Here is a 25,371-nt window from a genome sequence, read left to right as displayed (position 1 = left end):
TCATTCAGCCGTCTCGGGGAGCGCCGGCGCCTTGCCGACCACCGCGCCGTCCGCGTCGAGCACGCGGACGTGCTGCGGCAGCGGGGGTCCGTACGGCAACGACCCGCTCCCCGCCCCGTTCTCGAGCGGGATCGTGCCCACGACGGTGCCGTCCTCGAGGAGCAGCTCCGCGACCACACCCGACCGTGGCGCGCTCACGGCGATCCAGTCGCCGTCCATCTCGGCGCCGTTCACGGCGATGACGCGGTCGAGGAGGTTCGTGCCCGGCGGTGCCGGTGCTGCGATGTTCAGAGTGCTCACCTGGCTGCTGCCGGCAGCTCCGGTGTAGGGGTGGTACCCGATCACGAGGGCGGCGGTGGCGCCGGACGGCAGGGTGACGCCGATGAGGGCGGACGTCACCCGCAGCCCGTCGGCAGCGGGCCCGGCCCAGAGGAGGGTGGGGTCCAGTTCGCTCGCGGGCAGCCCGAAGTACTGCTCCAGCGCCAGGATCGCGTGATCCAGGTGCCGTCGCTCCAGGCCGTCGCGCAGCCCGCGCGGGTCGGCCACCTCGAGCACCGACGGCTCGAACCCGATCGTGCGCTCACTGGTCGAGAGGTGGACCGGCTCCCCGGAGCCGACCCGCGCGACCACCGGGCCGTGTCCCGGCAGCTCGGGGGTCGTGATGGACAGGCCGTCCTCCGCGGGGACAGCGCGCCAGTCCCACGCGAAGTGCCCGTCGTCGGTGATCACGTGACCTGTGGCGATCTCGAGCGTCCCGCCGGGTTCGGCGAGCACGATCAGGACACCGTCCTCGTCGGCCGACGGGCGGTCCCACAGCCCCAGCAACGGGACATCGGCCACCGAGCCGGGCAGGGCCATCCGGGTCATCTCGTCCGGACTCGCGCCGACCGGGCCGGCGAACCACATGTCGAAGACCACGCCGCGCGCCCGCCCGAGCACCAGAGCGACGCGGCCGGTGGGGACGTCACCGGCGAAGGCCACCCGGCGGTCCTCCGGGCGCACCTCCGAGGGCACCGCCTCGTCCGGCACCGGACCGCTGCCGTCGTACTCCCAGTCGACCGCCGCCATGCCCGCGAGCCACTCCTCGTCCCCGGCCAGCGAGCCCCGGGTCGGCAGGTCGAACAGCTCCGGCGTTCCGGCGGGCGAGCCCCGGCCGTCGTCGAGCAGCGTGCTGGCCACCGTGGGCACGGCGACGACCGCGAGGACGACGGCCGCGGCGGCCGCGGCCAGGCGGATGCGCTGCCGGCGCTCGGCGCGGTACCGGGCCCGCGTCCGCGCCGCGAGGTCGTACGGCGGGGGCGCCACCTCGGCGGCGCGATGCCGCTGATCGCGCAGCCGCCGCTCGAGGTCGGGATCGGCGAGGGTCATGTCAGCGCTCCTCCAGGACGACGGCTGCGTCGGCGCCGAGCAGCGCGCGCAGCCGGGCCAGACCGCGGGCGGTCTGGCTCTTGACGGTGGCGATCGAGCAGCCGAGTGCCTCGGCGGTGACGGCCTCGCTGAGGTCCTCGGCGTAGCGCAGGACGAGTACGGCGCGCATCCGTGGCGGCAGCTGGGCCAGCGCGTCGGTCATCCGCTGACGTTCGGCGACGTCGTCCGTCTCGTCGGGCCCGGCGAGGTCGGTCGGCGGCAGGGAGACGATCTCCTGGGTCGCCCGGCGGCGCCGCCAGCTGGCGGCGGTCGTCACCAGGATCCGGCGCACGTACGGGTACGGGTCCGGCCCGGTGATCCGGTGCCAGTGCCGGTAGGCCTTCACCAGCGCCGTCTGCAGCAGGTCCTCGGCCTGTCCGCGGTCGGAGGTCAGCAGGACGGCGGTCCGCAGCAGGTCGTCCGAGCGCGTCGCCACGAAGGCCTCGAACGCTGACTCGTCCCGCTGGGCCACGGCCGACCTCCCTCGTCACCCTCTACGACGCCGTGGAGGGCGGTGAGGGATGCCGCCGTGACCCGAACGTGACCTCTCAGGCCACCGGTCGCGCGCTCAGGTCGTCCATCCGCAGCACGACCGGTGCGTTGGTGACGCTGCCGGACAGGTAGGCGGTCAGCCCCACGGCGCCCGGGTTCTGCAGCGCCGCGAACGTGTCCGTGGCCGTCGTCTGCCACGCGGCCGGTTCGGGCTGCGTCGTCGGCCAGACCTTCAGCCGGATCGTCGTCGGGTTGGTGCCGGTCACCTGCATGCGGACGCCCAGCTCGGTGTTCGCCGCGTAGGTGATCGTGGTCGGCAGGGTCACCGCGGTCGCCAGGCCCACGGGGGACGACGTCCCGCGCAATGCGGTCAGCTGGACCACGATGCGCCCGTCGGCCCGCATGACCAGGCGTGCTCGGTACTCGCTGTCCGTGCCGACCCGGCGGCCGACCACGTCGAGGTAGGCCCCGCTACCGCTGGGCCGCTTGTCCAGGGCGAAGGTGAACCGCAGGTCGGTGTCGGTGCGGGTGGTCGAGCCCAGCCACACCGACCGGGTGTTGCCGGCGGCCGGGATGGTGATCGCGCCAGTCCCGTTGTCGACCGCGAAGTTCGCCAGCGTGCCGCTGGTCGTCCACGGCCCGCCGGTGTCCGCGGAGCCCCAGCCGTTGGTCGTCGTCCGGCTGAAGGCGTCGAGGACGAAGTCGACCGGACCGGGCGGCGGGGCGGTCACGGTGACCGGGTGGGTCACCGAGTTCGTCGCTCCGGCGCCGTCGGTGACGGTGAGCGTGACCTGGTACGTGCCCGCCTCGGCGTAGTCGTGCGCGGGCTGGGCGCCGCCACCGGCGGCTGAGCCGTCCCCGAAGTTCCAGGAGTAGGAGGCGATCGGCCCCTCGACGTCGCTGGAACCCCGGCCGTCGAAGATGGCCGTCAGACCGTTGGTCGTCGACGTGAACGCAGCCGTCGGGGCGTTGTTCGGCGGCGGATCCCCCCGGTGGATGGTGAACGAATCGGTGTAGGTGCCACCGACCGGCACGAAGGCGGCGGTCAGGTCGCCGGCGCTGACCCGCACGTCCAGGAAGCCGTCGGTCGGGTTCAGGTTCCCCGCGGACGCGGTCGCGAAGTACGGCGACTCGCTGTCGGCGGTGTTCACGTTGCGCCGCTCCTGGCCGCCCAGGCCGGAGGTCGCGAACACCGTCCCGTAGCCCTGCCCCATCACCCCGTCGCCGTCGGCGATGCAGTCGGCGTCGAAGGTGCCCGGTGCAACCGTGGCACAGCCGGGGCGAAGCCCGAGCTGGTGGGTGCGCTGGTAGAAGTGCTCGTGGCCGTGCAGCACCAGGTCCACGCGCTTGCTGATCAGCATGTTGGTGAAGTCGGCGCCGATCTCGCAGCTGTAGGCGCCCATCGAGTAGCAGGGCTTGTGCACACCGACGACCACCCACGGGATGTCGTTGGCCCGCGCGCCGTCGATCGCTGCGGCGGTCCAGTTGTAGCGCGGTGTGCCGGCGGCGTAGGACCAGGTGCCGTCCGGGAACGGCAGGGCCGGCGACACCATCACGAAGCGGACGAGCGGGTCGACCTGCGGCACGTCGACGTACCACTGCCGTCCGTAGGTGCCCACCGCGCCGGGCAGCTGGTTGGGCAGGCACGCGGAGAAGTCGTTGATGTTGCCGTCCTGGCCGTTGCTCTCGTGGTTGCCCGCGATCAGTTCGAACGGGTAGCCGGAGCCCATCCGGGAGGTGACCCGGTCGCACCAGGCCTGCTCCGAGCCAGGGCCCGCGTAGGAGAGGTCGCCGAGGGCGAGGGTCAGGTCGGGGTCGGCGGTGTCCATCGCGCTCAGGACGGCGTTCGTGCGCTGGTTGCTGCCGAAGTCACCGACGGCGGTGAAGTGGACGACGCCCGGCTCGTCGGCACTCTGGGCGGTGGATCCGGTGCCCACCAGGGCGAGCACCAGCCCGGCCACGGCCAGCTGCGCGATCGTTCGTGTTCTCAAGGCGTCCTCCGCTCAGCGGTCCGCCCGCTGTGCCCCCGTTGTCGGCGCGGACGGTAATGCCGCAGGTCGGCCGCGGATAGAGGTGGCGGAGTGCTTCACCCGCCGGGACGACGCCCCGCGGCCGGACGGCGCTCATGCCGGCCGCGCTGTGACGCCGTCGACGCGCAGCACGACGGGCACGGTGGTCACGCCGCTGGGCAGGTATCCGGTGACCCCTGCTTCGCGACCCCCTGCGCGGAGGAGCTGACGGTGAGCACCGAGGGGACCAGTCCGGCGACGGCCGGCTGCGCGGTCGCCGGATGCGCATGCGGCCTCCTCCCGCCGGCGCACGCCAGACCCGTGCTCGTCCGGCCGGAAGTGGTGCGTGTGCGTCCCGAACCCGGCGAGGCGAACTAGCGTCGGGCCATGGTCGTCGTGCTGGTCGAGCTCGTGCTCGTCGTGGCCGTCCTCGCCGTGCTCGTCGGAGGCGGGATCGCCCTCTGGCGGGCGCTGCAGCAGCAGACGGCCGGGCCGGGCCGCCTGCCCCCTCGAGAGCGGGCCGAGCTGGCGGCCGCCATCGACCGGGCGCGCTGGGTGCCCGCCCACGACGAGGTCGACGGCACGACACGGGTGCTGGTGCGCCGCACCTACGTCGGCCTCGACGGGCGACCCGTCGTCCTCGAGGAACGGGTGCTGGAGACCTTCCCGGCCCAGGACCCCGGCTGGGAGGCCCGCTTCACCGAGGCGATGTCGAACGCGCGGTTCCGGTGCGCCTACCTGAACGCCGAGGAGTCGCAGTGAGATCGGTGGCCTCGGCGCGGGTGGTTCCGGCGGCGTCCGCCTCCCGGGCCAGCCGGGCCGTCCGTTCCACGAGCTGCACGATCGTCCCGGGGCGGTCGGACTGCGGGGCGTGGCCGGCCGCGAGCAGCGGGCGGAAGCGCGAGCGCGGGATCAGCGGCAGGTAGCGGACCGTCTGCCCCATCGCGATCCAGTCGGCCGTGCCCTGCACCAGCAGCACCGGGCAGTCGATGTGGCCCAGCCCACGGGGCACGTCCAGCAACTGCGCCCAGAGCAGGGTGCGCCACCAGTCCCGGGAGTCGGCGAACCCCTCGCGCGCGCCGATGGCCTCCTCGGGCCGAGTCGCCCAGGGGCGCGCCTTGAGGGGGAGCAGCAGTGCGGTGCGTCCGATCGCCGACCGGGAGAGCGGGCCGATCAACGGCGCGGCCGTACGGCCGACGAGCCGCGCGATCGCCATGCCGGTGCCCTGGAAGACGCGCTCGGGCCAGATGTTGAGCCCCGAAGGTGCGATGGAGACCACGGAGAGGGCGCGACCCCGCCGCGCGAGCTCGATGGCGACGCGCGCGCCGAGGGAGTTGCCCAGGACGTGGGCCCGCTCGACGCCCTCGGCGTCCAGCGTCCGCTCCACGGCGTCGGTGATCGCGGCGACGGTCGGGCGCTCGTCGAGGTGCCGGGACCGGCCGGCACCCGGCAGATCGACGTTGATCACGTCGAACCGCTCGACGAGCGCCGGGACGACCGCGGTGAAGTCGCGCTGCGAGCTGCCCCAGCCGTGCAGGAGGAGCAGAGGCTCGCCGGAGCCGGAGCGGGTGAGGGACAGCGGTGCGGTCACCGTTCCGTGATACCCGGGATCGGGGCGTCCGCCCGGTGACCTGCCCCACGCCGGCGGCACCGTTACCGGCCGGGGCGGCAGGATGGCGGGCATGAGCCAGGTCGTCGCCACCGCCGAGAGAATCGTCCGCGCACCCGCCGAGCGGGTGGTCGCCGCCCTCGCCGACTACGAGGACACCCGCCGGCGGATCGCCCCCGCGCAGTTCAGCGACTACCGGGTCGAGGCGGGGGGACGGGGTGAAGGGACCCGGGTGCACTGGCGCTTCGCCGCCACGTCGAGGCGGGTGCGCGACCAGATCCTGACGGTCACCGAGCCTGCCCCCGGCACGCTGGTCGAGTCCGACGCCAACTCGTCGATGGTGACGACGTGGACCGTCTCCGCGGCTGACGCGGGTGTGAGCAGCGTGCGCGTGCGGACGACGTGGAACGGCGCGCGTGGCGTCGGCGGGTTCTTCGAGCGCACGTTCGCGCCCAAGGGGCTCCAGCGCGTGTACGACGAGCTGCTCGAGCGACTGGACGCCGAGGTCGCCACCGGCTGAGCGCGGCGCAGGACCCGATTCGAGGGGACGATGGCGCGGTGACCGCCGCACCCGCCGCCGCCACGACCGCGTTGGACGAGCTCGCCGAGCTCGTGGCCGAGGGCGACGTCGTCGTCCTCTCCGGTGCCGGCCTGTCGACCGACAGCGGCATCCCGGACTACCGGGGGCCACCGGCAGCCTGCGCCGGCACACCCCGATGACCTACCAGACGTTCACCCGGGACCCGCAGGGCCGGCACCGGTACTGGGCGCGCAGCTTCGTGGGCTGGCGCCAGATCCGCGGCGCCCGGCCGAACGCCGGGCACCGGGCGGTCGGGGAGCTGCAGGCCGCAGGCCTCCTCGGCGGCGTCATCACGCAGAACGTCGACGGCCTGCACCAGGCGGGCGGCGCCCGCGGCGTCGTCGAGCTGCACGGCGGCCTCGACCGCACCGTCTGCCTGAACTGCGGGGACGTCGCGAGCCGCGCCGCGCTCGACGAGCGGCTGCGCACGGCCAACCCCTTCTTCGGGCCCCGGACCGACGAGATCAACCCCGACGGCGACGCCGAGCTGCCCGACGACGTCCTCGACGGCTTCGTCATGGTCGACTGCCTGGCCTGCGGGGCGGGGCCGCTCAAGCCCGACGTGGTCTTCTTCGGCGAGACGGTGCCGCGCGACCGGGTGGACCACTGCTTCGCCCTGGTGGAGGACGCCGGCAGCCTGGTCGTGCTCGGTTCCTCCCTGACGGTCATGAGCGGTTACCGCTTCGTGCTGCGCGCGGCCAAGCTCGGCATCCCGGTCGCGATCGTCAACGTGGGGCCGACCCGCGGCGACGTCAAGGCCGACGTGCGGGTCGACGCGCCGCTCGGAGAGGTCCTCCCCGAACTCGTCAGCCGCCTGGCCGGATGACCCGCGAGGTCGAGCGCACCGACGACGGCCGGTACGTGGTCGTCGACGGGCGACGGTGGCGCACCGCGGACCCGGCGTTGCCCGACGACGTGCGGGCCCGGCTGCTGCACCACCTGGGGGTGGCCCGTGCGGGGGTGCGCAACGCCGCGGACGACGCCGCCGTCACGGCCGCGCGGGCCCGGGTCCAGCTGGCGAAGAACGAGCTGGGGGAGCGCGGGACCCCGTGGTGGGAGCAGGACGACGACGCCCGGCGGGCCCGCTGGGAGTCGGCGCTGCGCGACCTCGGGGACTGAGGAAGGACCTTCCCGCCCCCACCGCTCGCACGCTCGCGGCGGGCCCCTGCGGGAAGGCCGCCGCTGATCGGGCGGGCAGGGCCGCGCTCGATCAGGATGGTGGCGGTGCAGACCTTCCTCCCTGTCGCCGACTTCACCGAGTCCGCCCGCCTCCTGGACAACCCGCGGCTCGGCAAGCAGCGGGTGGAGTGCCTGCAGGTGCTGCGCGCGCTCGAGCTGCCCGACTACGGCTGGGCCAGCCACCCGGTGGTCACCATGTGGCGGGGCCGCACGGCCGGGCTGGTCGTCTACTCGCTGGCGATGGTGCGCGTCTGGCGGGAGCGTGGTTTCGCCGACACCACGGAGCGGCTGATCGCGGAGTTCGCTCCCGACGCCGCGGCGATGACCCAGGCCGAGGCGGCCGCGGCCGGTCTGCTGCCCAGCTGGGTGGGGGACGAGGAGCTGCACCTGTCGCACCGGTCGAACCTGCTGGCCAAGGACCCGGACTTCTACCGCGCCCGGTTCCCGGGTGACCCCGACGACCTGCCGTACAAGTGGCCCGGCTCCGACGACGTGCCGCCCGCCCCCGCACCCGAGGGGGAGCGGGTCTGGGTGGTGCGGCCGCGGAACCACAACGAGCTCGGCGCCTGTCTGGCGGCCGGCGTCGTCGGCCTGGGCGTGCAGTCGGGCATCGATGTGGACGCCACCGGCCTGTCGCCCGCGCAGCTGCGGGCGTTGTCCAAGGAGCTCTCGGGACGGCGCCCCGCCAAGGACCTGCGCCAGCTGTCGGCATTCCTCGACGACGTGCGCCCCGGCGACCGCGTGGGCCTGCCGATCGAGCAGGGCGCGGGGCTGCTGCTCGGCGAGGTGGTGGGCGACTACCTGTTCCAGGGCCGTGAGCTCCTGCCGCACCGCCGGCCCGCCCGCTGGGAACGGGTCGTGCCGCGGGCGGCGGCCCGCCCACCGGCGATGCTGCAGGACCCGCGCGCGCTGTTCCAGGTCACCCTCGACCCCGCCGCGGTGGGCTAGCCACCCGGTAGCTGGACGTTCTGCAGCCGCACCTGGCCGCGGGCGACGAGCTTGCCGTCGTCCGCCTTCGTCAGGACGACCTGCCAGAGCTGGAGCGTGCGGCCCTGCTGGATCGGCTCGGCGACGACGTCGATCCGCCCCTCGACCATGGGTCGCAGGAAGTCGGTGTTGTTGTTGACGCCCACGGCGAACTGGCCGTGCTCCATCACCGCGGCGCTGGCGCCGATGCTGGCCGCCGACTCGATGACCGTGCAGTAGACACCGCCGTGCACGACCCCCCACGGTGTGTGCTGGGCGGCGCCCAGGTCGACGTGGCCGGTCACGCGCCGCCCGCCGACCTCGTCGAGCACGAAGCCGGACGCCGCGACGAAGACGCTGGCTTTCGCGAGATCGACGTCGGGCACCTCGCCGCTCATGCGGTGACGTCCCAGACCAGGCAGAACGGGTGCCCGACCGGGTCGGCGTAGACGCGGAAGTCGCCGCCCCCACCCGGCAGGCGGCGGGCGCCCAGGGCGAGCACCTCCGGCTCGGCCTCGTCGATGTCGGCCACCCGGATGTCGAGGTGGAACTGCTGGGGCCGGTCGGGGTCCGGCCAGTCCGGTGGCTGGAGGTCGGGCGCCTGCTGGACGGCGATCCGGTAGCCGGCCCCGGTGACCCACACCCAGTCGTCGCCTGGAGACCCCTCGACCTCCATGCCCAGCAGCTCGGCGTAGAACCGGGCCAGTGCGTGGGCGTCGGGGGCGTCGATGACGACGGAGTGCAGTTGACCGATCATGCGAGTCATCCTGGCGGGGCCGGTGGCTGGCCGACAGCCGGGTTCCGGCCGGTCGGCGCCGTGATCCGGCCACCCGGTCGAGCCGCCGCCGGCACCGTGCCGCAGGATCGGCACGTGCTTGTGCCTCGCGTCATCGCCCCATGACCGCCCCCCGGCTGGGCTCGCTCACCTGGCGGCCGGCAGAGGAGCACCCCGAGCTGCTCGCCGCGCCCGTCGCCGCGGCGTTGTCGCTCCTGCCCGGACCGGCATGGGTCGCCGAGATCGACGCCGACCTGGCCGACACCGCAGCCTTCTCCGAGGCCTACGACGTGCCGCTGGAGGTGTCGGCCAACTGCGTGGTGGTCGCGGCCCGGCGGGCCGGACGGACGAGTCTCGCGGCGTGCGTGGTGCTGGCGAACGCCCGGGCGGACGTGAACGGTCTCGTCCGGCGGCACCTCGACGCGCGCAAGGCCTCGTTCGCGCCGCAGGACGTCGCCGTCGCGGAGTCCGGAATGGCCTACGGCGGCATCACCCCCATCGGCCTGCCGGCGGAGTGGCGGGTGCTCGTCGACCCGGCCGTCGAGGCGTCCGACCTGGTCGTCATCGGGTCGGGGGTCCGGGGCAGCAAGCTGGCCGTGGCCGGTGCCCTGCTCGCCGCACTGCCCGCCGTCGAGGTGCTCGACGGTCTGGGTCGACCCGTGGCCGAGGCGCCGCCGGCGCCGTCTCCGGTCGGCGGCGGTCGCGCCCCCGACGACAGCGACGTCGGGTGGGGCGAACGCCCCGGCGACCCGTCGGACGAGGACCGGCGGTACCTGGAGGACCGGCCCCCGCACTGGGGCAGCGACTGAGCTACGGCCGCCCGGGCCGGCCGGCCGGGCCCCGATCCGTCGGGCCCTGCTGTGCCCGCAGCAGGTCCCGGATCTCGGCCAGCAGTTCCACCTCGTTCGGCGCGGCCGGGCCGGGTTCGGCGCCGCTGGCCCGGCGCTCGATCAGCCGCCGCATCGGCACCACCACGACGAAGTAGACGACGGCGGCGGTGAGCACGAAGCCGATGAGGCTGCTCAGGAACGCACCCCAGGTGAACCGCTGCTCGTTGACCACGAGCTCGCCGCCGAACTCGCCGCCGCCGCCCACCAGCCCGATCAGCGGGGTCAGGAACGAGTTCACGAAGCTCGTGACCACCGAGCCGAACGCCGTGCCGATCACCACCGCGACGGCGAGGTCGACGACGTTCCCGCGCAGCAGGAAGTCCTTGAATCCCTTCAGCATGGGTCCATCCAGCCACACGCCCCCCGGCGGATCACGGCGGGTCACGGCGGGTCACGGCGGTGGGAGGCTGACGGTCAGCGTCGAGGTGGTGGCGGCTGCGGCCAGCCGCGTCGCGGTCGGCCCGTCCACGGCCAGCACGAGGAGACCGGCGGCGGGGTCGTCCCCACCGGCCGGGCCGGCACGGGCGCCGGCCAGGACGAGGACCGCGGACGCCACGACCTCCGCGGCGGCCGACTCCGGCGGCGTGGCCAGGACGTCGACCCGGTCACCTGTGCGGACGAGCGACGCGACGGCCAGGTCGGCGAGGCGGACCGGCGCGGCCACCTGGCCGTCGGCCAGCCGTGCGGTCAACCCCGGCCCGACGAGCCGCGCGTCGGTCAGCGGTTCGGCGGCCCTGACGCCCCCTGCCAGGACCCGCCCGACGAGCGAGGTCGTGTCCGCCGCCGTCCCCTCGGGCGCGAGCGCGACGGGGAAGCGGACGAGCCGCAGGTGGTCGGCCGAGAGGACGGTGCCCGCCGCGAGATCGGCGGCGGCGACCGTCACCGGCACGGAGCGGTTCCGAGGACGCTCTGCCGTGGTGTCCGGCCGGGCGGCGAGCACCAGGGCCAGCACCGTGAGCCCCACGGCGGCGACCCGGCGGGCGACGTGCAGGGGATCACGTGGTCGGCGCAGTCGCATCCCGCGATGCTGGCCGCGGCGGCCGGCCCGCGGGCCGGCCGGGGCCGAGCTGTGGACGGCGCCGTCAGCTGTGGACGGCGCGTGCCGAGGTCACCCGGCGGCGGCCTTGGAGCCGCTGCTCGAAGCGGCCGGCGCGGAGCTGGTCGAGCTCTCCTTCGACGACGACGACGACGAGGAGGAGGACGTCGAGGAGGACGACGAGCCGTCGGTCGAGGAGCCCTGCGACGAGGACGCGGCCTTCCGGCTGTCGGTCCGGTAGAAGCCGGAGCCCTTGAAGACGACCCCGACCGACCCGTAGACCTTGCGCACCGTCGCGCCGCACTGCGGGCACTCGCTGACCGGGGCGTCGGTGAACGACTGCACGACCTCGAACTCGTGCTTGCCGTCGGCGTTGGTGCAGGCGTACTGGTACGTGGGCACGGCGGTGGCTCCCTGTTCCTGCGTCGCATCGTCCGGGCGGGCTGGCACTCTCGCCCGTCGACTGCCAATGATGCGCCACGGGAGGCCTGCCCGTCCACGCATGGAGGGCTGTGAGGTACGGCGCGCCGCGTCCCACCCAGTCTGTCCGCCGAGACCATGGGGCGCGCACGTTCCGCCCGTCCATGGCTACCCCGTGTCACATCTGGGTACGGTCCCCGCCGTGACGCGGTGGCTCGACGACCAGCAGCAGCAGACCTGGCGCGCCTGGCTCACGGTGGCCGAGCTGGTGCCGCGGGCCCTGGACGCGCAGCTCCAGCGCGATGCCGGCCTGAGCCACGCCGCCTACGTCGTCCTCGCGATGCTGTCGGAGTCCCCGACCCGCAGCCGCCGGATGAGCGACCTGGCTCGGCGGGCCAACCAGTCGCAGAGCCGGCTCTCGCACACGGTCGCCCGGCTGGAGGAGCGGGGCTGGGTGCGCCGGGAGCGCTCGGCCGAGGACGGTCGCGGCAACCTCGCCGTGCTCACCGAGACCGGCTGGGACGTCGTCCGCTCGGTGGCACCCGGCCACGTGGACGCGGTCCGGCAGGCGATGTTCGACCCGCTGACCGACGACCAGGTCAAGGCACTCGGACAGGCCCTCGAGGCCATCGTCGAGCGGCTGGACCCGGACCGGAGCCTGCGCGTCGAGGATCAGGTCCGGTAACGCGGGCACGACCGCGGGTCGTCGAGGAACTCCGCGCCGGCCGGCCACGAGCTCGGGATCGGCCCACATCCCCTGTCACCTTCGCGGTGTGACCCTCGCCTCGCGGTGCACCGCGAGGCGAGGGGAACAGGGCGAGGGCGAGGCTGACGGACGGAAGGCTCAGCGGCCGAGGTGGCGGTACCGGTGCAGCCGGCTGCGGTAGCGCTCGGTGTCGTCGCGCCCCAGCAGGCCGGCGAGCTCCTCGCCGAGCACCCGGCCGAGCCGCTGGCAGAACTCCATCGGCTCGTCCGCGGCGTCGGGCCGCTCGGGCACCACCCGGTCGACGATGCCGGCCCGCCACAGGTCGGTGGCCCGCACCCCCTGGTGGGCGGCCATCTCGTCGGCGTGCGAGGTGTCCCGGTGCACGATCGCCGACGCACCCTCGGGCGGCAGGGGGCCGAGCCAGCCGTTGGCCGCCGCGAGCACCCGGTCGGCCGGGACCAGCGCCAGCGCGCCGCCGCCGGTGCCCTGGCCGAGCAGCACCGACAGCGTCGGCGCCTTGAGCACCACCAGGTCGTGCAGGCAGCGGGCGATCTCGCCGGCCAGGCCGCCCTCCTCGGCCTCCTTCGACAGGGCGGCGCCGGGGGTGTCGATGAGCGTCACGAGCGGCAGCCGCAGCTCCTCGGCCAGGTGCATGCCGCGCCGGGCCTCGCGCAGGGCGGCCGGCCCCAGCGGCGCGGTCAGCGACTGCCCCCGCCGGTCCTGGCCGAGCACGACGCACGGGGCCCCGCCGAACCGAGCCAGTGCGAGCAGCAGCCCCGGGTCCTTCTCGCCCGCACCCGTTCCCGACAGGCCGACGACGTCGGTCGCCGCCGTCCGCAGCAGCCGCCGCACGCCCGGCCGGTCCTCGCGACGGGAGGCGGTGACGACGTCCCAAGCGCTCCGCCCGTCCTCGGGGTCGTCGGCGTCCGTGCCGTCCTCGGCGGTGGGTGCTTCGGCGCCGCGCACGTCGAGGTGCCACGTGGCGCGCGCCGCGAGCACCCGCAGCGCCCGGTCGGCGACGTCCGCGATCTCCTCGTGCGGGACGACGGCGTCGATGAGCCCGCGCTCGGCCATGTGCTCGGCGGTCTGCACGCCCGCGGGGAAGGGCTCGCCGTAGAGCGCCTCGTAGACCCGGGCCCCGAGGAAGCCGATCGACGCGCCCGGCTCGGCGATCGTCACGTGGCCGAGCGAGCCCCACGACGCCAGCACCCCGCCGAAGGTGGGGTTGCGCAGGTAGACCAGGTACGGGAGGCCGGCCTGCTTGTGCCGGGCGATCGCCGCGGTGATGCCGACCATCTGCAGGAAGGCCACGGTGCCCTCCTGCATGCGGGTGCCGCCGGACACGGGGGCGGCCAGCAGCGGCAGTCCCTCGTCGGTGGCCCGCTCCACGGCGGCGATCAACCGCTCGGCGGCCGCCACCCCGATCGACCCGGCCAGGAAGCCGAACTCCCCGGCGACGACGGCGACGCGGCGGCCGCGCAGCCGCCCCTCCCCGGTGATGATCGCCTCGTCCTGCCGGGATCTCCGCGCGGCCTCCGCCAGCTCGGCGGCGTACTCCGGCGGCACGTCGCGCCGGGCGACGGGGCTGTCCCAGGAGATCCACGAGCCGGGGTCGAGCACCCGGTCGCGCAGCGTCCGGGCATCCACCCGGGCGGGCTTGTCAGTCATGTCGGCTCTCCGTCCTCGACGTCGTCCCCGTGGGGCGGGGGCCGCCGGCCGACGACGACAGCCACGCCCTGATCGCGTCGCCGTCGGCGCCCAGTACCGGGGGAGCGGCGTGGTCGCGGCGGGTCGTCTCGGTCTCGCCGTCCGGCCCGGGTGCGAAGAAGCGGAGCGGGGGCCCGGGCAGCGACAGCCGGCCCAGGGTGGCGTGCTCGACGTCGACCAGCAGCCCCTGGGAGAGCGTCTGGTCCCAGCCGTAGACCTCGTCGATCGTGCGGACCTTGCCCGCCGGGATCCCGGCCGCGGCCAGGCGGGCCAGCAGGTCCTCGGCCGGGATGTCGGCGAAGGCGTCCTCGAGCAGCGCGATCACCTGCTCGCGGTGGTCGACCCGCTCGCCGTTGGTCGCCATGCCCGGCGCCTCGGGGTCGAAGCCGAACTCGGCGCAGAGCTTGCGCCACAGCCCCTCGGACCCGCAGGACAGCTGCACGCTGCCCCCTCGGCAGTGGAACAGCCCGTACGGCGCGATGGAGGGGTGGTGGTTGCCCTGCGCCCGCCCGACCTTGCCGGCCACCGTCCACGCCGTCCCCTGGAACGCGTGCACGCCGACGATCGCGGCGAGCAGGGACGTGCGCACGACCTGGCCGCGACCAGTCCGCTCCCGCTCCATGAGCGCGGCGAGCACGCCGTAGGCGCCGTACATGCCGGCCAGCAGGTCGCCGATCGGGACGCCGACCCGCTGCGGGTCGTCCGGCCCCGAGCCGGTCAGGGACATCAGGCCGCCCTCGCCCTGGGCGATCTGGTCGTACCCGGCTCGCCCGCCTTCGGGCCCGTCGTGCCCGAAGCCGCTGATCGCCAGCGTCACCAGCCGCGGGTTCAGCTCGGCCAGCACGTCGGTGCCGAAGCCCAGGCGGGCGAGCGTGCCCGGCCGGAAGTTCTCCATCAGCACGTCGGCGCGGCGCAGCAGCTCGGTGAGCACCGCCTTGTCGCCCTCGTCCTTGAGGTCGAGGGTGATCGATTCCTTGTTCTTGTTGGCCGAGAGGAAGTAGGTCGACTCGCGCTCCCCTTCCTCCGGCTGCACGAAGGGCGGGCCCCAGCCGCGGGTGTCGTCACCGCTGCCGGGGTTCTCCACCTTGATCACACGGGCGCCGAGGTCGCCCAGCATCATCGCCGCGTGCGGGCCGGCCAGGGCCCGGGTCAGGTCGACGACGAGCACGCCGTCCAGTGGTCCAGTCACGGGTCGATCCTTGCCTAAGGAGCCTCGCCTACAGCCAACCGGGGACGACGAACACCAGCCACGCGAGCAGCGGACCGACGGCCACCACGATGCCGGCGTAGGCCAGGATCTGCTTGTAGAAGCGGTCCTTGTCGACGTCCTGGGCGTTGGCCAGCACCAGTGCGCCGTTCGTCGAGAACGGGCTCACGTCGACGATGGTCGAGGCCACGGACAGGGCCACCACGACGCCCACGGCGCTGATGTCCCCGGACTCCAGGAACGGCACCGCGAGCAGGATGGCGACCCCGATGATCGCCGTCGACGACGCGAAGGCCGAGACCACGCCGCCGATGTAGGCCAGCAGGAGGGCGATGAGGAGCGGCACGCCGAGCCCGATGACCGCGTCGCCGACGTAGTCGATCGTGCCCGCCTCCTCGAGGACGAAGACGAAGGTGAGGACGCCGGCGATGAGCAGGACGGTCGACCAGCTGATCTGAGCCACCGCGCCCTTGTGCTGCCGCGCGGAGAACAGGGCGAGCACGACGGCCACGGTGATCGCCACGAAGCCGATGTCGAGGTCGAAGCCGAGCGCGAGGACGGCGACCACCACCAGCCCGACGAGGGTCAGGATCTGCTCGAAGCGCACGGGCCGGGCGACGTCGGGGTGGAGGTGGTCGTCGTCGTCCCCGCCCACGCCCGGGCCGGGCGCGGCCCCGTGACCCCGGACGACGGTGCCGTGCGCGTGCTCGGCGTGCGCCACGGGCTCCGCCTCCACCTTGCGGCCGATGAGCTTGCGGCCGCCGAGCACGAAGAAGAGCACGACCGCGATGGCGAGGTTGAAGAAGAGGGCGCCGAGGAAGACCGCCAGCGGGCTGCCGGGGAGGTTCTCGTCGGCGACGATCCGGTTGACGGTGACGCCGTAGACGCTGATGGGGGAGAACCCGCCTCCCTGGGCGCCGTGGATGACCATCATGCCCATCAGGAGCGGACTGATCCCGTGGCGTGCGGCGAAGCTCAGCGCGATCGGCGCGATGATCGCGACCGCCGCGGGCGACAGCGCGCCGATCGCGGTCAGCACCGCGGTGACGAAGAACATGATCCAGGGGATGGCGGCCACGTGGCCGCCGACCAGCCGGACCGCTCCCCGTACGAGCAGGTCCACCGTGCCGTTGTTCTGCGCGATGGCGAACAGGTACGTGACGCCGATGAGGGTCAGCACCAGCCCGGCGGGGAACCCGCCGATGATCTCGTCGGTGCTCAGGCCCACGGACAGGGTGCCCACCACGAACGCGGCCACGAACGCCAGCGCCCCCATGTTGATCGGCAGGAACGTGGCGATCGCGAAGATCACGACCAGGGCGAGAATGGTGACGATCTCGGGGGACACGGTCCCTCCCACGACGTCGGAGGCTGAGGCCCGATCACGGTCTCACCGACTCGCGGGTAGCGCCTGCCAACCGCCGGAGGGGGTCACCACGGCGGTGACCCGCCGGTCGTGCGGCTCGGCCGGCAGCTCGTCGACCAGCTCGTCGTCGAAGACCACCGCCACGACCGCGGCGTCCGCGCGGGCGTGCCGCAGCGCCCGGTCGTAGTAGCCGCCGCCCCGGCCCAGCCGGACGCCGTCCCGGGCGACCGCCAGCGCCGGGACCACGACGGCGTCGGCCGTGCCGACCGCGGTCGGGCCCAGTCTCGGGCCGAGCGGCTCGAGCAGCCCGAACCGGCCGGGAGCCAACCGGCCCGTGTCCACCGCCCAGGCCAGCTCGTACCCGACGGCCGGCACGACGGGCAGCAGGACGCGCGCGCCCAGCTGGGTGAAGGCGGCCGGGATGCGGCCGTGGCCGGGCTCCTCCTCCTCGGGCACGTAGGCCGCGATCGTCCGGACGCCGGCGAGCCCGCGCAGCAGGGCGGCGGTCAGCGCGGCCGCCGCGGCGGCCCGATCCTCGGGCGACCGCTCGCGCCGGCGCGTGAGCCGCCGCACCCGGAGGTCGGACTTCGGGTCGCCGACCTCGGGTCCGGGGGGCACCGGAAGAGGCTAGCTACAGTGCCGCCATGTCCGAGCCCGGTGCCCGTCCGACCCCCCGACCGGCGCGCAAGGCCGTGATCCCCGTCGCCGGGATGGGCACGCGCTTCCTGCCCGCCACCAAGGCGGTGCCCAAGGAGCTGCTGCCGGTCGTCGACCGGCCGGCGCTGGAGTACATCGTCGAGGAGGCCGCACGCGCCGGGCTGCCCGAGGTGCTGATGGTGACCGGCCGGAACAAGGCCGCCATCGAGGACTACTTCGACCGGCACCCCGAGCTCGAGACGGCCCTGGAGAAGAAGGGCGACGCCGAGCGGCTGGCGGCGGTGCACGCCTCCACCGAGGTCGCGCAGGTCCACTTCGTGCGGCAGGGCGAGGCGAGGGGCCTGGGGCACGCGGTGCTCCAGGCGGCGGCGTTCGTGGGCGACGAGCCGTTCGCCGTCCTGCTCGGTGACGACCTCATCGACGCCCGCGACCACCTGCTCGAGCACATGCTCGCCGTGCAGGCCGAGCACGGCGGGTGCGTCATCGCCCTGCTCGACGTGGGCCGGGAGAACATCGACAAGTACGGCGCGGTCGCCGTGGAGCCCGGCGAGCACGCCGTCCTGGACGGTGACGAGGTCGTGACCGTGACCGGGCTGGTCGAGAAGCCGCCGGTCGACGAGGCACCCAGCAGCCTGGCGATCATCGGCCGCTACGTCCTGGCACCGGAGATCTTCGAGGTGCTCCGTGCGACCGAGCCCGGCCGCGGCGGCGAGATCCAGCTGACCGACGCACTGGCCACGCTGGTCGCTCGCGGCGAGCCCGTGCACGGCGTCGTCTTCAGCGGCCGGCGGTACGACACCGGCGACCGGCTCGACTACCTCAAGGCGGTCATCCGGCTCGCCAGCGAGCGCGACGACCTCGGCCCCCCGCTGCGTTCCTGGCTGCACGAGTTCGTGGCCGACCTGCCCGCCGAGGGCGCGTCGCCGTCCTGAACCGGCGGTGACGAGGGCACCATCGGGCACATGAGCGGTTCGATCGAGGGCGGCCACCCCACGGGCCACTCCACGACCAACGGCACCGGCGGGATGTTCCGGGGGCACCGGGACACGACGCAGGTCGACATGCCCATGGCACCGCCCCGCCCGTCGGGCGGGCGGCTGGTGGCGCCCGCGGCCAACGCGCGCGGCGTCGAGCGGGCGCCCTCGGAGCCGGTGCCGGCGCCCCGGACCGCCGACCGCGCCTCGGCGCCCGTCGCGTTCCCGCAGCTGTCCGAGGGCCTGGCGACGATCCGCACGGTCGAGCGGCACCTCGACGAGATCCTGGCCGCCGTTCCGCAGCCCGACCCGATCGAGCTCGCCGTCCTCGACGCCCAGGGCCTGCTGTGCGCCGAGGAGGTGGTCAGCCAGCGCGCACTGCCGGCGTTCGACCAGGCCGCGCTCGACGGCTACGCCGTCCGCGCCGAGGACGTCGCCGACGCGACGGTGGCCGCGCCGGTGCAGCTGGCCGTCGTGGGGGAGAGCGTGGCCGGCGCCGGTGCGCCGTCGTCCATCGGCCCGGGTCTGGCCCTCAAGGTCGCCGCCGGCGCGATGCTGCCGACCGGTGCCGACGTCGTCGTCCCCGCGGTCTGGACCGACCAGGGCGAGGTCCGGGTGGCGGTGCAGGCCGGTCCGCCGGCCGGGAGCTACGTCCGCCGCACGGGGGACGACGTCGCGCCGGGAAGCCCCGCCGTCCAGGTCGGGACGCCGATCGGGCCGGCGCAGATCAGCCTGCTGGCAGCGGTGGGCCGCGAGCGGGTTCTCGTGCGGCCCCGGCCGCGGATCGCGGTGCTCTGCGCCGGCACCGAGCTGGTGGACGTCGGCACCGTCCCCGCCCCCGGCCAGGTGGTCGACGTGAACAGCTACGCCCTCGCGGCGGCCGCCCGCGACGCCGGTGCGGAGGCCTACCGGTCGGGCATCCTGCCGTCGGACAAGCGCCGGCTGTCGGAGGTCATCGAGAGCCAGCTGCTGCGCAGCGACCTGGTGCTCATCGCCGGCACCTTCGCCAGCACCGGTTACGACATGGTGCAGGAGGTGCTCGCCGAGCTGGGCGAGATGCGCTTCCGCCAGGTCACCATGCACCCCGGTCCGGCGCAGGGCTTCGGCCGGCTCGGCCGCGACCAGATCCCCGTCATCTGCATCCCCGGCGAGCCGGTGGCCGCGCTGGTCGCCTTCGAGGTGTTCGTGCGCCCGGCCATCCGCCTCATGCTGGGCAAGCGGCAGCTGTTCCGCCGCACCGTCCAGGCCATCTCCGGGCAGCCGCTGATCTCGCCGCTCGGCTACCGGCAGTACCTGCACGGCACGGTCATGCGGCACCCCGACGGCGGCTACGTCGTCGAGCCGGTGGGCGACGGCACCGAGGCGCTCCTGGCGCGCATGGCCACCGCGAACTGCCTGATCGTGATCGACGAGGACGTGACCGAGGTCGCCGCCGGCGGGCTGGTCACCGTGATGCCCCTGCTGCTGGGCGGCTGACCTGGAGCCCGCGCTGCACCCCGGCTGGCCCGCGACGCTCGGCTGGGGACCGGTCGAGCTGCATCCGCTGCGCCGTCGGGACGCCGCCGAGTGGGCCCGGCTGCGGCAGGCGAACGAGTCGTGGCTCAGTCCCTGGGAGCCGTCGTCCCCTGTGCCGTGGCAGCAGCGGCACACCCCGACCTCCTACCGGGGCATGCGCCGGGCCGTGGCCCGGCGGGCCCGGCTGGGGACGTCGCTGCCGTTCGCCGTCCGGGTCGAGGGGCGGCTCGCCGGACAGGTGACCGTGGACAACATCGTCCGGGGGGCGCTCCGGTCGGGCTACCTCGGCTACTGGGTCGACCGCCGGGTCGCCGGGCGGGGGATGGCGTCACTGGCGGTCGCGCTGGTCTGCGACCACGCCTTCGGCGCCGGCGGGCTGCACCGGGTCCAGGCCGACATCCGCCCGGAAAACCTGCCCAGCCGGCGTCTGGTCGAGCGCCTCGGCTTCACCCAGGAGGGGCTGCTGCGCCGTTACCTCGACATCGACGGCGACTGGCGTGACCACCTGTCCTTCTCGCTGCTGGCCGAGGACCTGCCGCGCGGCGTGCTCGCGAGGTGGCAGGAGCGCATACCACGCTGAGGGCGTCGGGCGGCGACGAGTCGGGCGCGACACGCCCCAGTCGTCACAGCGGCCACAGAACCCTCCGCGACACACCGCGCGCCTCCCTCGATCGGGGGGCCCACCTGCATAACCTCACCGTCGCGAGTGACTCATGTGACAGGTGGTGTTCGAATGGGATCGGGCGTGCTCTTGGCCGCTCTGGTCGTGCTGTGGTTCGTCGTGCTGGTGCCCATGGTGGTGACCCGCGGCGATGCGCAGGGGGACCGGACCGGGCTTGCCGACTCCGGTCGGACGCTGCAGCGGCGTCGCACCGTGGACCCCGTCGTCCACGCCGACACCGAGCGCGTCTCCATCGACCGGGACCTGCTGCGCACCACCGGTGAGCTGCAGGTCGACGTCCACGCGCTCCGGCGCCGCACGCTGGCCGGCCTGGCCGCGCTGGCCGCCCTCGCGTTCGTGGGTGCGCTGGTCTACAGCGCCTGGCTGTGGCCGCTGCAGGCGCTGCTCGACGCCGCCGTCGTGGGCTACCTGCTGGTGCTGCGCAAGGTCGCCCGCCGGGAACGGCTGGCCGCCCGTCGCGCCGCCCGGGCCGCGGCCCGGGAGGCGCTGCGGCACTCGGTTCCGGTGCCGCAGGAGGCCGTCCACGAGACGGTCGCCCAGGAGAGCCTGCCCGGCCTGCCGCACCCCAGCGTCCCGCTGGCGCCGGTGCACGACCTGCCGATCGGCCGCCGCGTCGTCGCTCGTCAGCCGGCGCCCGTCGGCTGGCAGCACAGCGCCGTGGTCGGCCTCGACGACGACGACATCGGGTTCGCCGACATCGACGAGTACCAGCCTCGCCGGGTCGCCAACGCCTGAGGTCCTGCAACCGCCGTTCGCGAATCCGCGGCGGGACCCTGCGGGAGGGGCGCCGGGCTTCGGGTATCCTTTCCGCTCGAAGGGGCTGTGGCGCAGTCCGGTAGCGCACCTCGTTCGCATCGAGGGGGTCAGGGGTTCAACTCCCCTCAGCTCCACCACCTTCAGCAGACGCCGTCGGGGCCGCCCCGGCGGCGTCTCGCACATCCGGGAGGGCCGAAGTGGGCACGCAGGGCGAACCGTCGCCGCAGTCGGAGCAGGCCACCCGCGTCCGGTGGCTGGGCCGGCTGGCCGTCGTCGCCATCGCGCTGTGGTTCATCTTCGACGGCCTGCGGGGTGTGTGGTCCGGGGCGGCGTGGTCGCCCAGGTCATGATCGTGGTGGCCGTCGTCCTCGGCGTCGCCTTCGCCGCGTTCGGGCTCTGGTACCTCGGCCGCCGTGGCCCGGTCGACGGCGGTCCTCCCGCCGGGTCGTAAGTCACTTCGGAGATCCGAGCCGCGCGAGTAGCGTCGGCCAGCGCTCGCCCGGACACATGGGCCGGGCCACGCCAGGAGCCTGATTCCGATGACGCTTCCCCGACAGACGTCACGATCGGGGCTGGTCGGGGGGGACGTCAGCGTGCCGCTGGCCGGCGGCCTGCAGCGCCGGTACGTGGACCTCGACTCCGCCGCCACGACGTCCGCGTCGGAGGCGGTGCTCGCCGCCGTGCAGGACTTCCTGCCCTGGTACTCGAGCGTGCACCGGGGTGCGGGGGCGAAGTCGCAGTACTGCAGCGCCCGCTACGAGCAGGCCCGGGAGGACGTCGTGCGCTTCGCCGGCGCCGACCCGGCCACCCACGTCACGCTCTTCCCGAGGAACACCACCGAGGCGATCAACGTGCTCGCCTACCGGTTGCAGCTGGCCCCGGACGACGTCGTGGTGACCACCGCCGTCGAGCACCACGCCAACCTGCTGCCCTGGCGGCGGCACGCCCGGCTGCGGATCGTCGAGGTCGACCAGCGGGGCACCTTCGACGCCGACGCCGTGGTCGCCGCCCTGGACCAGCGGCCGCGGCCCCGCGTGCTGGCGGTGACCGGCGCCTCGAACGTGACGGGCTGGTTGCCGGACCTGCCCGCGATCGGGCGGGCGGCCCGGGAACGAGGCGTCCTCGTGGTCGTCGACGGTGCCCAGCTGGTGCCGCACCGGCCGGTCGACATGACCGGGACCGGCATCGACGTCCTCGCGTTCTCCGGGCACAAGATGCACGCCCCCTTCGGTGCGGGCGCGCTCGTCGTCCCGCGACGCCTGCCCAGCGACGGGGAGCCGTTCCTGGTGGGCGGCGGAACCGTGAAGGCGGTGTCGTTCGACGAGGTCGTGTGGGCCGACTGCCCCGACCGGGACGACGCGGGCTCGCCGAACGTGGTCGGTGTCGTGGCGCTCGTCGCCGCCGCACAGGAGCTCGCCGGCACCTGGGCGGCGCGGCTGCCCGCCGAGGCCGACCTCGTGCGGCTGCTGGACGCCGAACTCGCGACCGTCCCCGGCCTGCGCCGGCTCGGGCCGGTCTCAGGTGACCGGCTGCCGGTGGCGGCCTTCGTGATCGACGGGATCCCGCACGCCGACGTGGGATCGCGGCTCGCGGCTCACGGCATCGGGGTGCGCAGCGGCTGCTTCTGCGCGCACCCGTACCTCACGCGGCTGTTCGGGTTGAGCGAGGCGGAGGTGCGCCAGTTCCACGAGGACGCTCGCGCCGACCGGTACGAGCGCCTGCCGGGAGCCGTGCGGATCAGCTGCAACCCGGCGACGCCGGCCGCCGACATCGCGCTGGTCGGGGAGGTGCTGCGACGGATCGCGGTGTCACCCGGGCCGGTCCCCACGCCGCGGGCACCGATGCGGGGATGAGGGCAGCGGGGGCGGTCGGAGGCCCGAGCCGACCTCGGTCAGCACGGTCCCGGCCATGGCTCAGAACCAGGAGGGGAACCACATCCGCAGCAGCCAGTCCGAGTGCGAGAGCGGCTGCCCGGTGAGGACCGGGTAGAAGAAGACGAAGGTCGCCGCGACGAGAGCCAGGTAGAGGCACACCGCGCCGAGCCCGACCTGGCGGCGGAACGGATCCCCGTGCGGCGGGCCGAGGACGTCCTGCAGGACGAGCGTCACTGCCAGCACGAAGAACGGCAGCGCCGGGGCCATGTAGAAGATGAACATCGTCCGGTCGAGGTTGAGGAACCAGGTCCCCCAGCCGGCGGCGACGCCGGTCAGCACGACGAGCGCAGCCGGATCGCGGCGGGCGACCAGGCGCCAGAGCATCCAGAGCAGCGCGGGCGCGAAGACCAGCCAGAGGGTCGGCGTCCCGACCATGAGGATGTACCGGACGACCTGGTCACCGGCCGCGTCGGTGAGCCCCTGCGGGTTCCAGAGCAGGATCGGCCGACCGGTGACCAGCCATGACCACGGCCCGGACTCCCACGGGTGCGGCGTGCTCAGACCGTTGTGGAACTCCAGCCACTTGGCGTGCTCGTGCCAGAGGGAGCGGAGGGCGTCCGGGACGAACGGGTAGGCGGTGTCGGGATTCTGCTGCGCCCACGCCTTGCCCTGGGAGGTCTCGCCGAGGAACCACCCGGTGAACGACGCCAGGTAGGTGAGCACCGGGACGACGGCCAGCGCCCACAGCGCACCCGGGAGTCCCCGGCGGGCGGCCACCAGCGTCGGCCGGGGCACCGCCGCCTCGCGCCAGGCGGCGCGGTCCCAGAACAGCGACAGGACGGCGAAGAACGCGAGGAACCAGACGCCGCTCCACTTCACCGCGCACGCCGCCCCGAACAGCACGCCGGCGGCGATCCGCCATCCGCGCGGGCCGAGCCGGAAACCTGACGCGCCCACGTCCGCCGCCGCCCGCACGCGGGCCCGGATCCGGTCGCGGTCGACGACCAGGCAGGCGACCGCGGCGAGGACCAGCACCTGGAGGAAGACGTCGAGCAGGCCGATGCGCGAGAGGGTGAAGGAGAACCCGTCGAGCGCCAGCAGCAACCCGGCGACCAGGCCGAGGACGGTGGAGCCGGTCAGCCGCCGGGCGAGGCGGACCAGGATGACCACCGCGACCGCGCCGGCGACCGCCGACGGGAACCGCCAGCCGAACGAGTTGACGCCGAACAGCTGCTCGCCGACCGCGATGAACCACTTGCCCAGCGGTGGGTGGACGATGAACGAGTAGCCACGGTTGTACTCGAAGCCCCAGGTCAGCAGTTCGTTCGCCTCGGGCGGGTAGTACGCCTCGTCGAAGAGCAGGTCCTTGGGGTAGGAGATGTCCCAGAGCCGGCTGAGCAGGCTGGCGAGGGCGAGGACGGCGGTCAGCAGCCACGACAGGCGGGTGTCGGCGGGCAGCGGCGGGGTCCGGTCGCGGACCGGCCGCGGCGCCGGGCGGCGGCGGACCGACGGAGGCACCCGGGGCTGCGGCTCCGGGTCCGCCCGCTCGGGTGCCAGGACCGCCATGTCCGTCAGGGTAGTGAGATCGCCGTGACAGGCTCTCCGACGTGACGGGACGGCTGGTGCTCGGCGGCGCCCCCCTCGGGCAGCCGGGCGACGTGGGTCCACGGCTGCGGGAGGTCATCGCCTCGGCCGACGTCCTGGCCGTCGAGGACACCCGTCGGCTGCACCGGCTGGCCGCCGACCTCGGCGTGACCTTCGGCGGGCGGGTCGTGACCTTCCACGAGTCGGTCGAGCGCTCGCGGCTGCCCGGTCTGCTGTCCGCGCTGGCCGACGGCGCGACCGTCCTGCTGCTGACCGATGCCGGCATGCCGTCGGTCTCCGACCCGGGGTACACGCTCGTGCGGGCGGCCATCGACGCCGGCGTCCCGGTGACCTCGGTGCCCGGGCCGTCGGCGGTGACCACGGCGCTCGCGGTGTCCGGGCTGCCCGTCGACCGCTTCTGCTTCGAGGGGTTCCTGCCCCGCAAGGGCGGTGAGCGGCGGTCGCTGCTGGCCGGCCTCGCCGACGAGCGCCGCACGATGGTGTTCTTCGAGTCGCCGCACCGGCTGGCCGACGCCCTGACCGACCTCGCGACCGCCTTCGGGGAGTCCCGCGAGGCGGCGGTGTGCCGCGAGCTCACGAAGACCTACGAGGAGGTCCGCCGCGGGCCGCTGGCCGAGCTCGCCGCGTGGGCGGCCGACGGGGTGCGCGGCGAGATCACGCTGGTCGTCGCGGGGGCGATCCCGGCGCCGGTCGAGATGGACGCCGCCGCACTGGCCGCCGCCGTCGCCGAGGAGGAGGCGGCCGGAGCCACGCGCAAGGACGCGATCCGCGCCGTCGTCGTCCGCACGGGACTGCCGAAGCGGACGGTGTACGACGCCGTCCTCGCCGCGAAGGGGACGTAGCCGCCGCGACTGTTCGCTGGTCCACCTCATCTCCGGCGGATGAGGTGGATCCGTGAACAACGGCCAGGCCTGTGGACAGTCCGCCACGGGTGACGCGCGATTCGGAGAGGGTTCCGG

Annotated in this window: 29 protein-coding genes and 1 tRNA gene; 16 read left to right on the top strand and 14 right to left on the bottom strand. The window is 74.4% G+C overall.

Annotation, left to right across the window (positions count from 1 at the left end; all coding sequences use genetic code 11):
• The 3 genes from MVA48_RS12250 to MVA48_RS12240 all read right to left on the bottom strand — a co-directional run bounded on the left by MVA48_RS12250 (position 1) and on the right by MVA48_RS12240 (position 3,890).
• A complete protein-coding gene (locus MVA48_RS12250; RefSeq protein ID WP_246980714.1) occupies positions 1-1,368 on the bottom strand; it encodes a hypothetical protein in 1,368 nt (455 codons plus the stop codon).
• A 1-nt stretch (position 1,369) separates the two neighbouring features.
• The gene (locus MVA48_RS12245) at positions 1,370-1,879 is read right to left on the bottom strand and encodes a SigE family RNA polymerase sigma factor (protein WP_246980712.1); all 510 of its coding nucleotides are present in this window, start codon (positions 1,877-1,879) and stop codon (positions 1,370-1,372) included.
• Positions 1,880-1,955: 76 nt separating this feature from the next.
• Entirely contained in the window at positions 1,956-3,890 is a 1,935-nt protein-coding gene (locus tag MVA48_RS12240; protein ID WP_246980711.1) for a PKD domain-containing protein, read from the bottom strand.
• A gap of 405 nt (positions 3,891-4,295) precedes the next feature.
• Here MVA48_RS12240 and MVA48_RS12235 point away from each other — a divergent pair, with 405 nt between their 5' ends.
• Complete coding sequence (locus tag MVA48_RS12235) at positions 4,296-4,670, top strand: hypothetical protein (RefSeq protein WP_246980709.1); 375 nt, start codon at positions 4,296-4,298, stop codon at positions 4,668-4,670.
• Here MVA48_RS12235 and MVA48_RS12230 read toward each other — a convergent pair.
• On the bottom strand, positions 4,606-5,499 hold the full coding sequence (locus MVA48_RS12230) for an alpha/beta fold hydrolase (protein ID WP_246980707.1): 894 nt from the start codon (positions 5,497-5,499) through the stop codon (positions 4,606-4,608). The two genes, MVA48_RS12235 and MVA48_RS12230, sit on opposite strands and share 65 nt — an antisense overlap.
• Before the next feature lie 91 nt (positions 5,500-5,590).
• On the opposite strand from MVA48_RS12230, the gene MVA48_RS12225 reads away from it, so the two are divergent.
• The 5 genes from MVA48_RS12225 (at position 5,591) to MVA48_RS12205 (ending at position 8,224) form a co-directional block, all read left to right on the top strand.
• The gene (locus MVA48_RS12225) at positions 5,591-6,037 is read left to right on the top strand and encodes an SRPBCC family protein (RefSeq protein WP_246980705.1); all 447 of its coding nucleotides are present in this window, start codon (positions 5,591-5,593) and stop codon (positions 6,035-6,037) included.
• A gap of 38 nt (positions 6,038-6,075) precedes the next feature.
• Complete coding sequence (locus tag MVA48_RS12220) at positions 6,076-6,237, top strand: hypothetical protein (protein ID WP_246980703.1); 162 nt, start codon at positions 6,076-6,078, stop codon at positions 6,235-6,237.
• The gene (locus MVA48_RS12215; RefSeq protein ID WP_246980701.1) at positions 6,234-6,923 is read left to right on the top strand and encodes a Sir2 family NAD-dependent protein deacetylase; all 690 of its coding nucleotides are present in this window, start codon (positions 6,234-6,236) and stop codon (positions 6,921-6,923) included. Before MVA48_RS12220 ends, MVA48_RS12215 begins: the two co-directional genes overlap by 4 nt.
• Positions 6,920-7,216, top strand: a complete 297-nt coding sequence (locus MVA48_RS12210; protein WP_246980699.1) for a biopolymer transporter Tol — start codon at positions 6,920-6,922, stop codon at positions 7,214-7,216. The genes MVA48_RS12215 and MVA48_RS12210 overlap by 4 nt, the downstream gene beginning before the upstream one ends.
• Positions 7,217-7,321: 105 nt before the next feature.
• Complete coding sequence (locus MVA48_RS12205) at positions 7,322-8,224, top strand: MSMEG_6728 family protein (RefSeq protein ID WP_246980697.1); 903 nt, start codon at positions 7,322-7,324, stop codon at positions 8,222-8,224.
• Here MVA48_RS12205 and MVA48_RS12200 read toward each other — a convergent pair.
• A complete protein-coding gene (locus MVA48_RS12200; RefSeq protein ID WP_246980695.1) occupies positions 8,221-8,640 on the bottom strand; it encodes a PaaI family thioesterase in 420 nt (139 codons plus the stop codon). The genes MVA48_RS12205 and MVA48_RS12200 overlap by 4 nt on opposite strands.
• Complete coding sequence (locus MVA48_RS12195; RefSeq protein WP_246980693.1) at positions 8,637-8,999, bottom strand: VOC family protein; 363 nt, start codon at positions 8,997-8,999, stop codon at positions 8,637-8,639. The genes MVA48_RS12200 and MVA48_RS12195 overlap by 4 nt, the downstream gene beginning before the upstream one ends.
• A 140-nt stretch (positions 9,000-9,139) precedes the next feature.
• Between MVA48_RS12195 and MVA48_RS12190 the strand changes: the two genes are divergently transcribed.
• Positions 9,140-9,826: a YbaK/EbsC family protein gene (locus tag MVA48_RS12190; protein WP_246980691.1), complete on the top strand. Its 687-nt coding sequence runs from the start codon at positions 9,140-9,142 to the stop codon at positions 9,824-9,826.
• 1 nt (position 9,827) lies between these two features.
• On the opposite strand, the gene mscL is transcribed toward MVA48_RS12190, so the two are convergent.
• The 3 genes from mscL to MVA48_RS12175 form a co-directional block, all read right to left on the bottom strand.
• On the bottom strand, positions 9,828-10,247 hold the full coding sequence (gene mscL, locus MVA48_RS12185) for a large conductance mechanosensitive channel protein MscL (protein ID WP_246980689.1): 420 nt from the start codon (positions 10,245-10,247) through the stop codon (positions 9,828-9,830).
• A gap of 51 nt (positions 10,248-10,298) precedes the next feature.
• The gene (gene cpaB, locus MVA48_RS12180; protein WP_246980687.1) at positions 10,299-10,925 is read right to left on the bottom strand and encodes a Flp pilus assembly protein CpaB; all 627 of its coding nucleotides are present in this window, start codon (positions 10,923-10,925) and stop codon (positions 10,299-10,301) included.
• 90 nt (positions 10,926-11,015) lie between these two features.
• Positions 11,016-11,345: an FmdB family zinc ribbon protein gene (locus MVA48_RS12175; protein ID WP_246980685.1), complete on the bottom strand. Its 330-nt coding sequence runs from the start codon at positions 11,343-11,345 to the stop codon at positions 11,016-11,018.
• Between the two features lie 220 nt (positions 11,346-11,565).
• Here MVA48_RS12175 and MVA48_RS12170 point away from each other — a divergent pair, with 220 nt between their 5' ends.
• Complete coding sequence (locus MVA48_RS12170) at positions 11,566-12,048, top strand: MarR family winged helix-turn-helix transcriptional regulator (RefSeq protein WP_246980683.1); 483 nt, start codon at positions 11,566-11,568, stop codon at positions 12,046-12,048.
• A gap of 159 nt (positions 12,049-12,207) precedes the next feature.
• On the opposite strand, the gene MVA48_RS12165 is transcribed toward MVA48_RS12170, so the two are convergent.
• The 4 genes from MVA48_RS12165 to MVA48_RS12150 are packed head-to-tail and all read right to left on the bottom strand — an operon-like array spanning position 12,208 to position 16,967.
• On the bottom strand, positions 12,208-13,737 hold the full coding sequence (locus MVA48_RS12165) for an acetyl-CoA carboxylase carboxyltransferase subunit alpha/beta (protein WP_246980681.1): 1,530 nt from the start codon (positions 13,735-13,737) through the stop codon (positions 12,208-12,210).
• Entirely contained in the window at positions 13,730-14,965 is a 1,236-nt protein-coding gene (locus tag MVA48_RS12160; RefSeq protein WP_246980679.1) for a CaiB/BaiF CoA transferase family protein, read from the bottom strand. Before MVA48_RS12160 ends, MVA48_RS12165 begins: the two co-directional genes overlap by 8 nt.
• Positions 14,966-14,993: 28 nt before the next feature.
• Positions 14,994-16,343, bottom strand: a complete 1,350-nt coding sequence (locus MVA48_RS12155; protein ID WP_246980676.1) for an SLC13 family permease — start codon at positions 16,341-16,343, stop codon at positions 14,994-14,996.
• Positions 16,344-16,373: 30 nt separating this feature from the next.
• A complete protein-coding gene (locus tag MVA48_RS12150) occupies positions 16,374-16,967 on the bottom strand; it encodes a 5-formyltetrahydrofolate cyclo-ligase (protein WP_246980674.1) in 594 nt (197 codons plus the stop codon).
• Positions 16,968-16,993: 26 nt separating this feature from the next.
• Here MVA48_RS12150 and MVA48_RS12145 point away from each other — a divergent pair, with 26 nt between their 5' ends.
• From MVA48_RS12145 to MVA48_RS12115, 7 genes are all read left to right on the top strand, one after another.
• Positions 16,994-17,938 carry a UTP--glucose-1-phosphate uridylyltransferase gene (locus MVA48_RS12145; protein ID WP_246980672.1) on the top strand — a complete coding sequence of 315 codons (945 nt, stop codon included), beginning with the start codon at positions 16,994-16,996 and terminating at the stop codon, positions 17,936-17,938.
• 30 nt (positions 17,939-17,968) lie between these two features.
• A complete protein-coding gene (gene glp, locus MVA48_RS12140; protein ID WP_246980670.1) occupies positions 17,969-19,456 on the top strand; it encodes a molybdotransferase-like divisome protein Glp in 1,488 nt (495 codons plus the stop codon).
• 1 nt (position 19,457) lies between these two features.
• Positions 19,458-20,075 (top strand): GNAT family N-acetyltransferase, encoded by a 618-nt coding sequence (locus tag MVA48_RS12135; RefSeq protein WP_371821243.1) that lies wholly within the window; start codon positions 19,458-19,460, stop codon positions 20,073-20,075.
• Between the two features lie 165 nt (positions 20,076-20,240).
• A complete protein-coding gene (locus MVA48_RS12130) occupies positions 20,241-20,912 on the top strand; it encodes a hypothetical protein (RefSeq protein ID WP_246980668.1) in 672 nt (223 codons plus the stop codon).
• A gap of 81 nt (positions 20,913-20,993) precedes the next feature.
• Positions 20,994-21,070: transfer RNA gene (locus tag MVA48_RS12125), tRNA-Ala, on the top strand.
• 60 nt (positions 21,071-21,130) lie between these two features.
• On the top strand, positions 21,131-21,283 hold the full coding sequence (locus MVA48_RS12120) for a hypothetical protein (RefSeq protein ID WP_246980666.1): 153 nt from the start codon (positions 21,131-21,133) through the stop codon (positions 21,281-21,283).
• Between the two features lie 189 nt (positions 21,284-21,472).
• Complete coding sequence (locus MVA48_RS12115) at positions 21,473-22,786, top strand: aminotransferase class V-fold PLP-dependent enzyme (RefSeq protein WP_246980664.1); 1,314 nt, start codon at positions 21,473-21,475, stop codon at positions 22,784-22,786.
• Positions 22,787-22,846: 60 nt separating this feature from the next.
• Here the strand turns inward: MVA48_RS12115 and MVA48_RS12110 are convergent, their stop codons facing one another.
• Entirely contained in the window at positions 22,847-24,373 is a 1,527-nt protein-coding gene (locus tag MVA48_RS12110; RefSeq protein WP_246980662.1) for a dolichyl-phosphate-mannose--protein mannosyltransferase, read from the bottom strand.
• Between the two features lie 41 nt (positions 24,374-24,414).
• Here MVA48_RS12110 and rsmI point away from each other — a divergent pair, with 41 nt between their 5' ends.
• Positions 24,415-25,254, top strand: a complete 840-nt coding sequence (gene rsmI, locus MVA48_RS12105) for a 16S rRNA (cytidine(1402)-2'-O)-methyltransferase (protein ID WP_246980660.1) — start codon at positions 24,415-24,417, stop codon at positions 25,252-25,254.
• Positions 25,255-25,371 lie beyond the last annotated feature (117 nt).

This window comes from Blastococcus sp. PRF04-17 (assembly GCF_023016265.1).
Lineage (GTDB): Bacteria > Actinomycetota > Actinomycetes > Mycobacteriales > Geodermatophilaceae > Blastococcus_B.
The sequence above is the reverse complement of the archived record's forward strand: the minus strand, read 5'-3'. Positions and strand labels throughout refer to the sequence as shown.

What these genes read in the sequence shown, in the direction of transcription:
- MVA48_RS12225 (WP_246980705.1), top strand. Translation starts at nt 5,591, where the DNA reads ATGAGCCAGGTCGTCGCCACCGCCGAGAGAATCGTCCGCGCACCCGCC.
- MVA48_RS12115 (WP_246980664.1), top strand. Translation starts at nt 21,473, where the DNA reads ATGACGCTTCCCCGACAGACGTCACGATCGGGGCTGGTCGGGGGGGAC.
- MVA48_RS12165 (WP_246980681.1), bottom strand. Translation starts at nt 13,737, where the DNA reads ATGACTGACAAGCCCGCCCGGGTGGATGCCCGGACGCTGCGCGACCGG.
- MVA48_RS12145 (WP_246980672.1), top strand. Translation starts at nt 16,994, where the DNA reads ATGTCCGAGCCCGGTGCCCGTCCGACCCCCCGACCGGCGCGCAAGGCC.
- MVA48_RS12250 (WP_246980714.1), bottom strand. Translation starts at nt 1,368, where the DNA reads ATGACCCTCGCCGATCCCGACCTCGAGCGGCGGCTGCGCGATCAGCGG.
- MVA48_RS12110 (WP_246980662.1), bottom strand. Translation starts at nt 24,373, where the DNA reads ATGGCGGTCCTGGCACCCGAGCGGGCGGACCCGGAGCCGCAGCCCCGG.
- MVA48_RS12210 (WP_246980699.1), top strand. Translation starts at nt 6,920, where the DNA reads ATGACCCGCGAGGTCGAGCGCACCGACGACGGCCGGTACGTGGTCGTC.
- MVA48_RS12195 (WP_246980693.1), bottom strand. Translation starts at nt 8,999, where the DNA reads ATGATCGGTCAACTGCACTCCGTCGTCATCGACGCCCCCGACGCCCAC.
- MVA48_RS12200 (WP_246980695.1), bottom strand. Translation starts at nt 8,640, where the DNA reads ATGAGCGGCGAGGTGCCCGACGTCGATCTCGCGAAAGCCAGCGTCTTC.
- MVA48_RS12235 (WP_246980709.1), top strand. Translation starts at nt 4,296, where the DNA reads ATGGTCGTCGTGCTGGTCGAGCTCGTGCTCGTCGTGGCCGTCCTCGCC.
- cpaB (WP_246980687.1), bottom strand. Translation starts at nt 10,925, where the DNA reads ATGCGACTGCGCCGACCACGTGATCCCCTGCACGTCGCCCGCCGGGTC.
- glp (WP_246980670.1), top strand. Translation starts at nt 17,969, where the DNA reads ATGAGCGGTTCGATCGAGGGCGGCCACCCCACGGGCCACTCCACGACC.
- MVA48_RS12215 (WP_246980701.1), top strand. Translation starts at nt 6,234, where the DNA reads ATGACCTACCAGACGTTCACCCGGGACCCGCAGGGCCGGCACCGGTAC.
- mscL (WP_246980689.1), bottom strand. Translation starts at nt 10,247, where the DNA reads ATGCTGAAGGGATTCAAGGACTTCCTGCTGCGCGGGAACGTCGTCGAC.
- MVA48_RS12190 (WP_246980691.1), top strand. Translation starts at nt 9,140, where the DNA reads ATGACCGCCCCCCGGCTGGGCTCGCTCACCTGGCGGCCGGCAGAGGAG.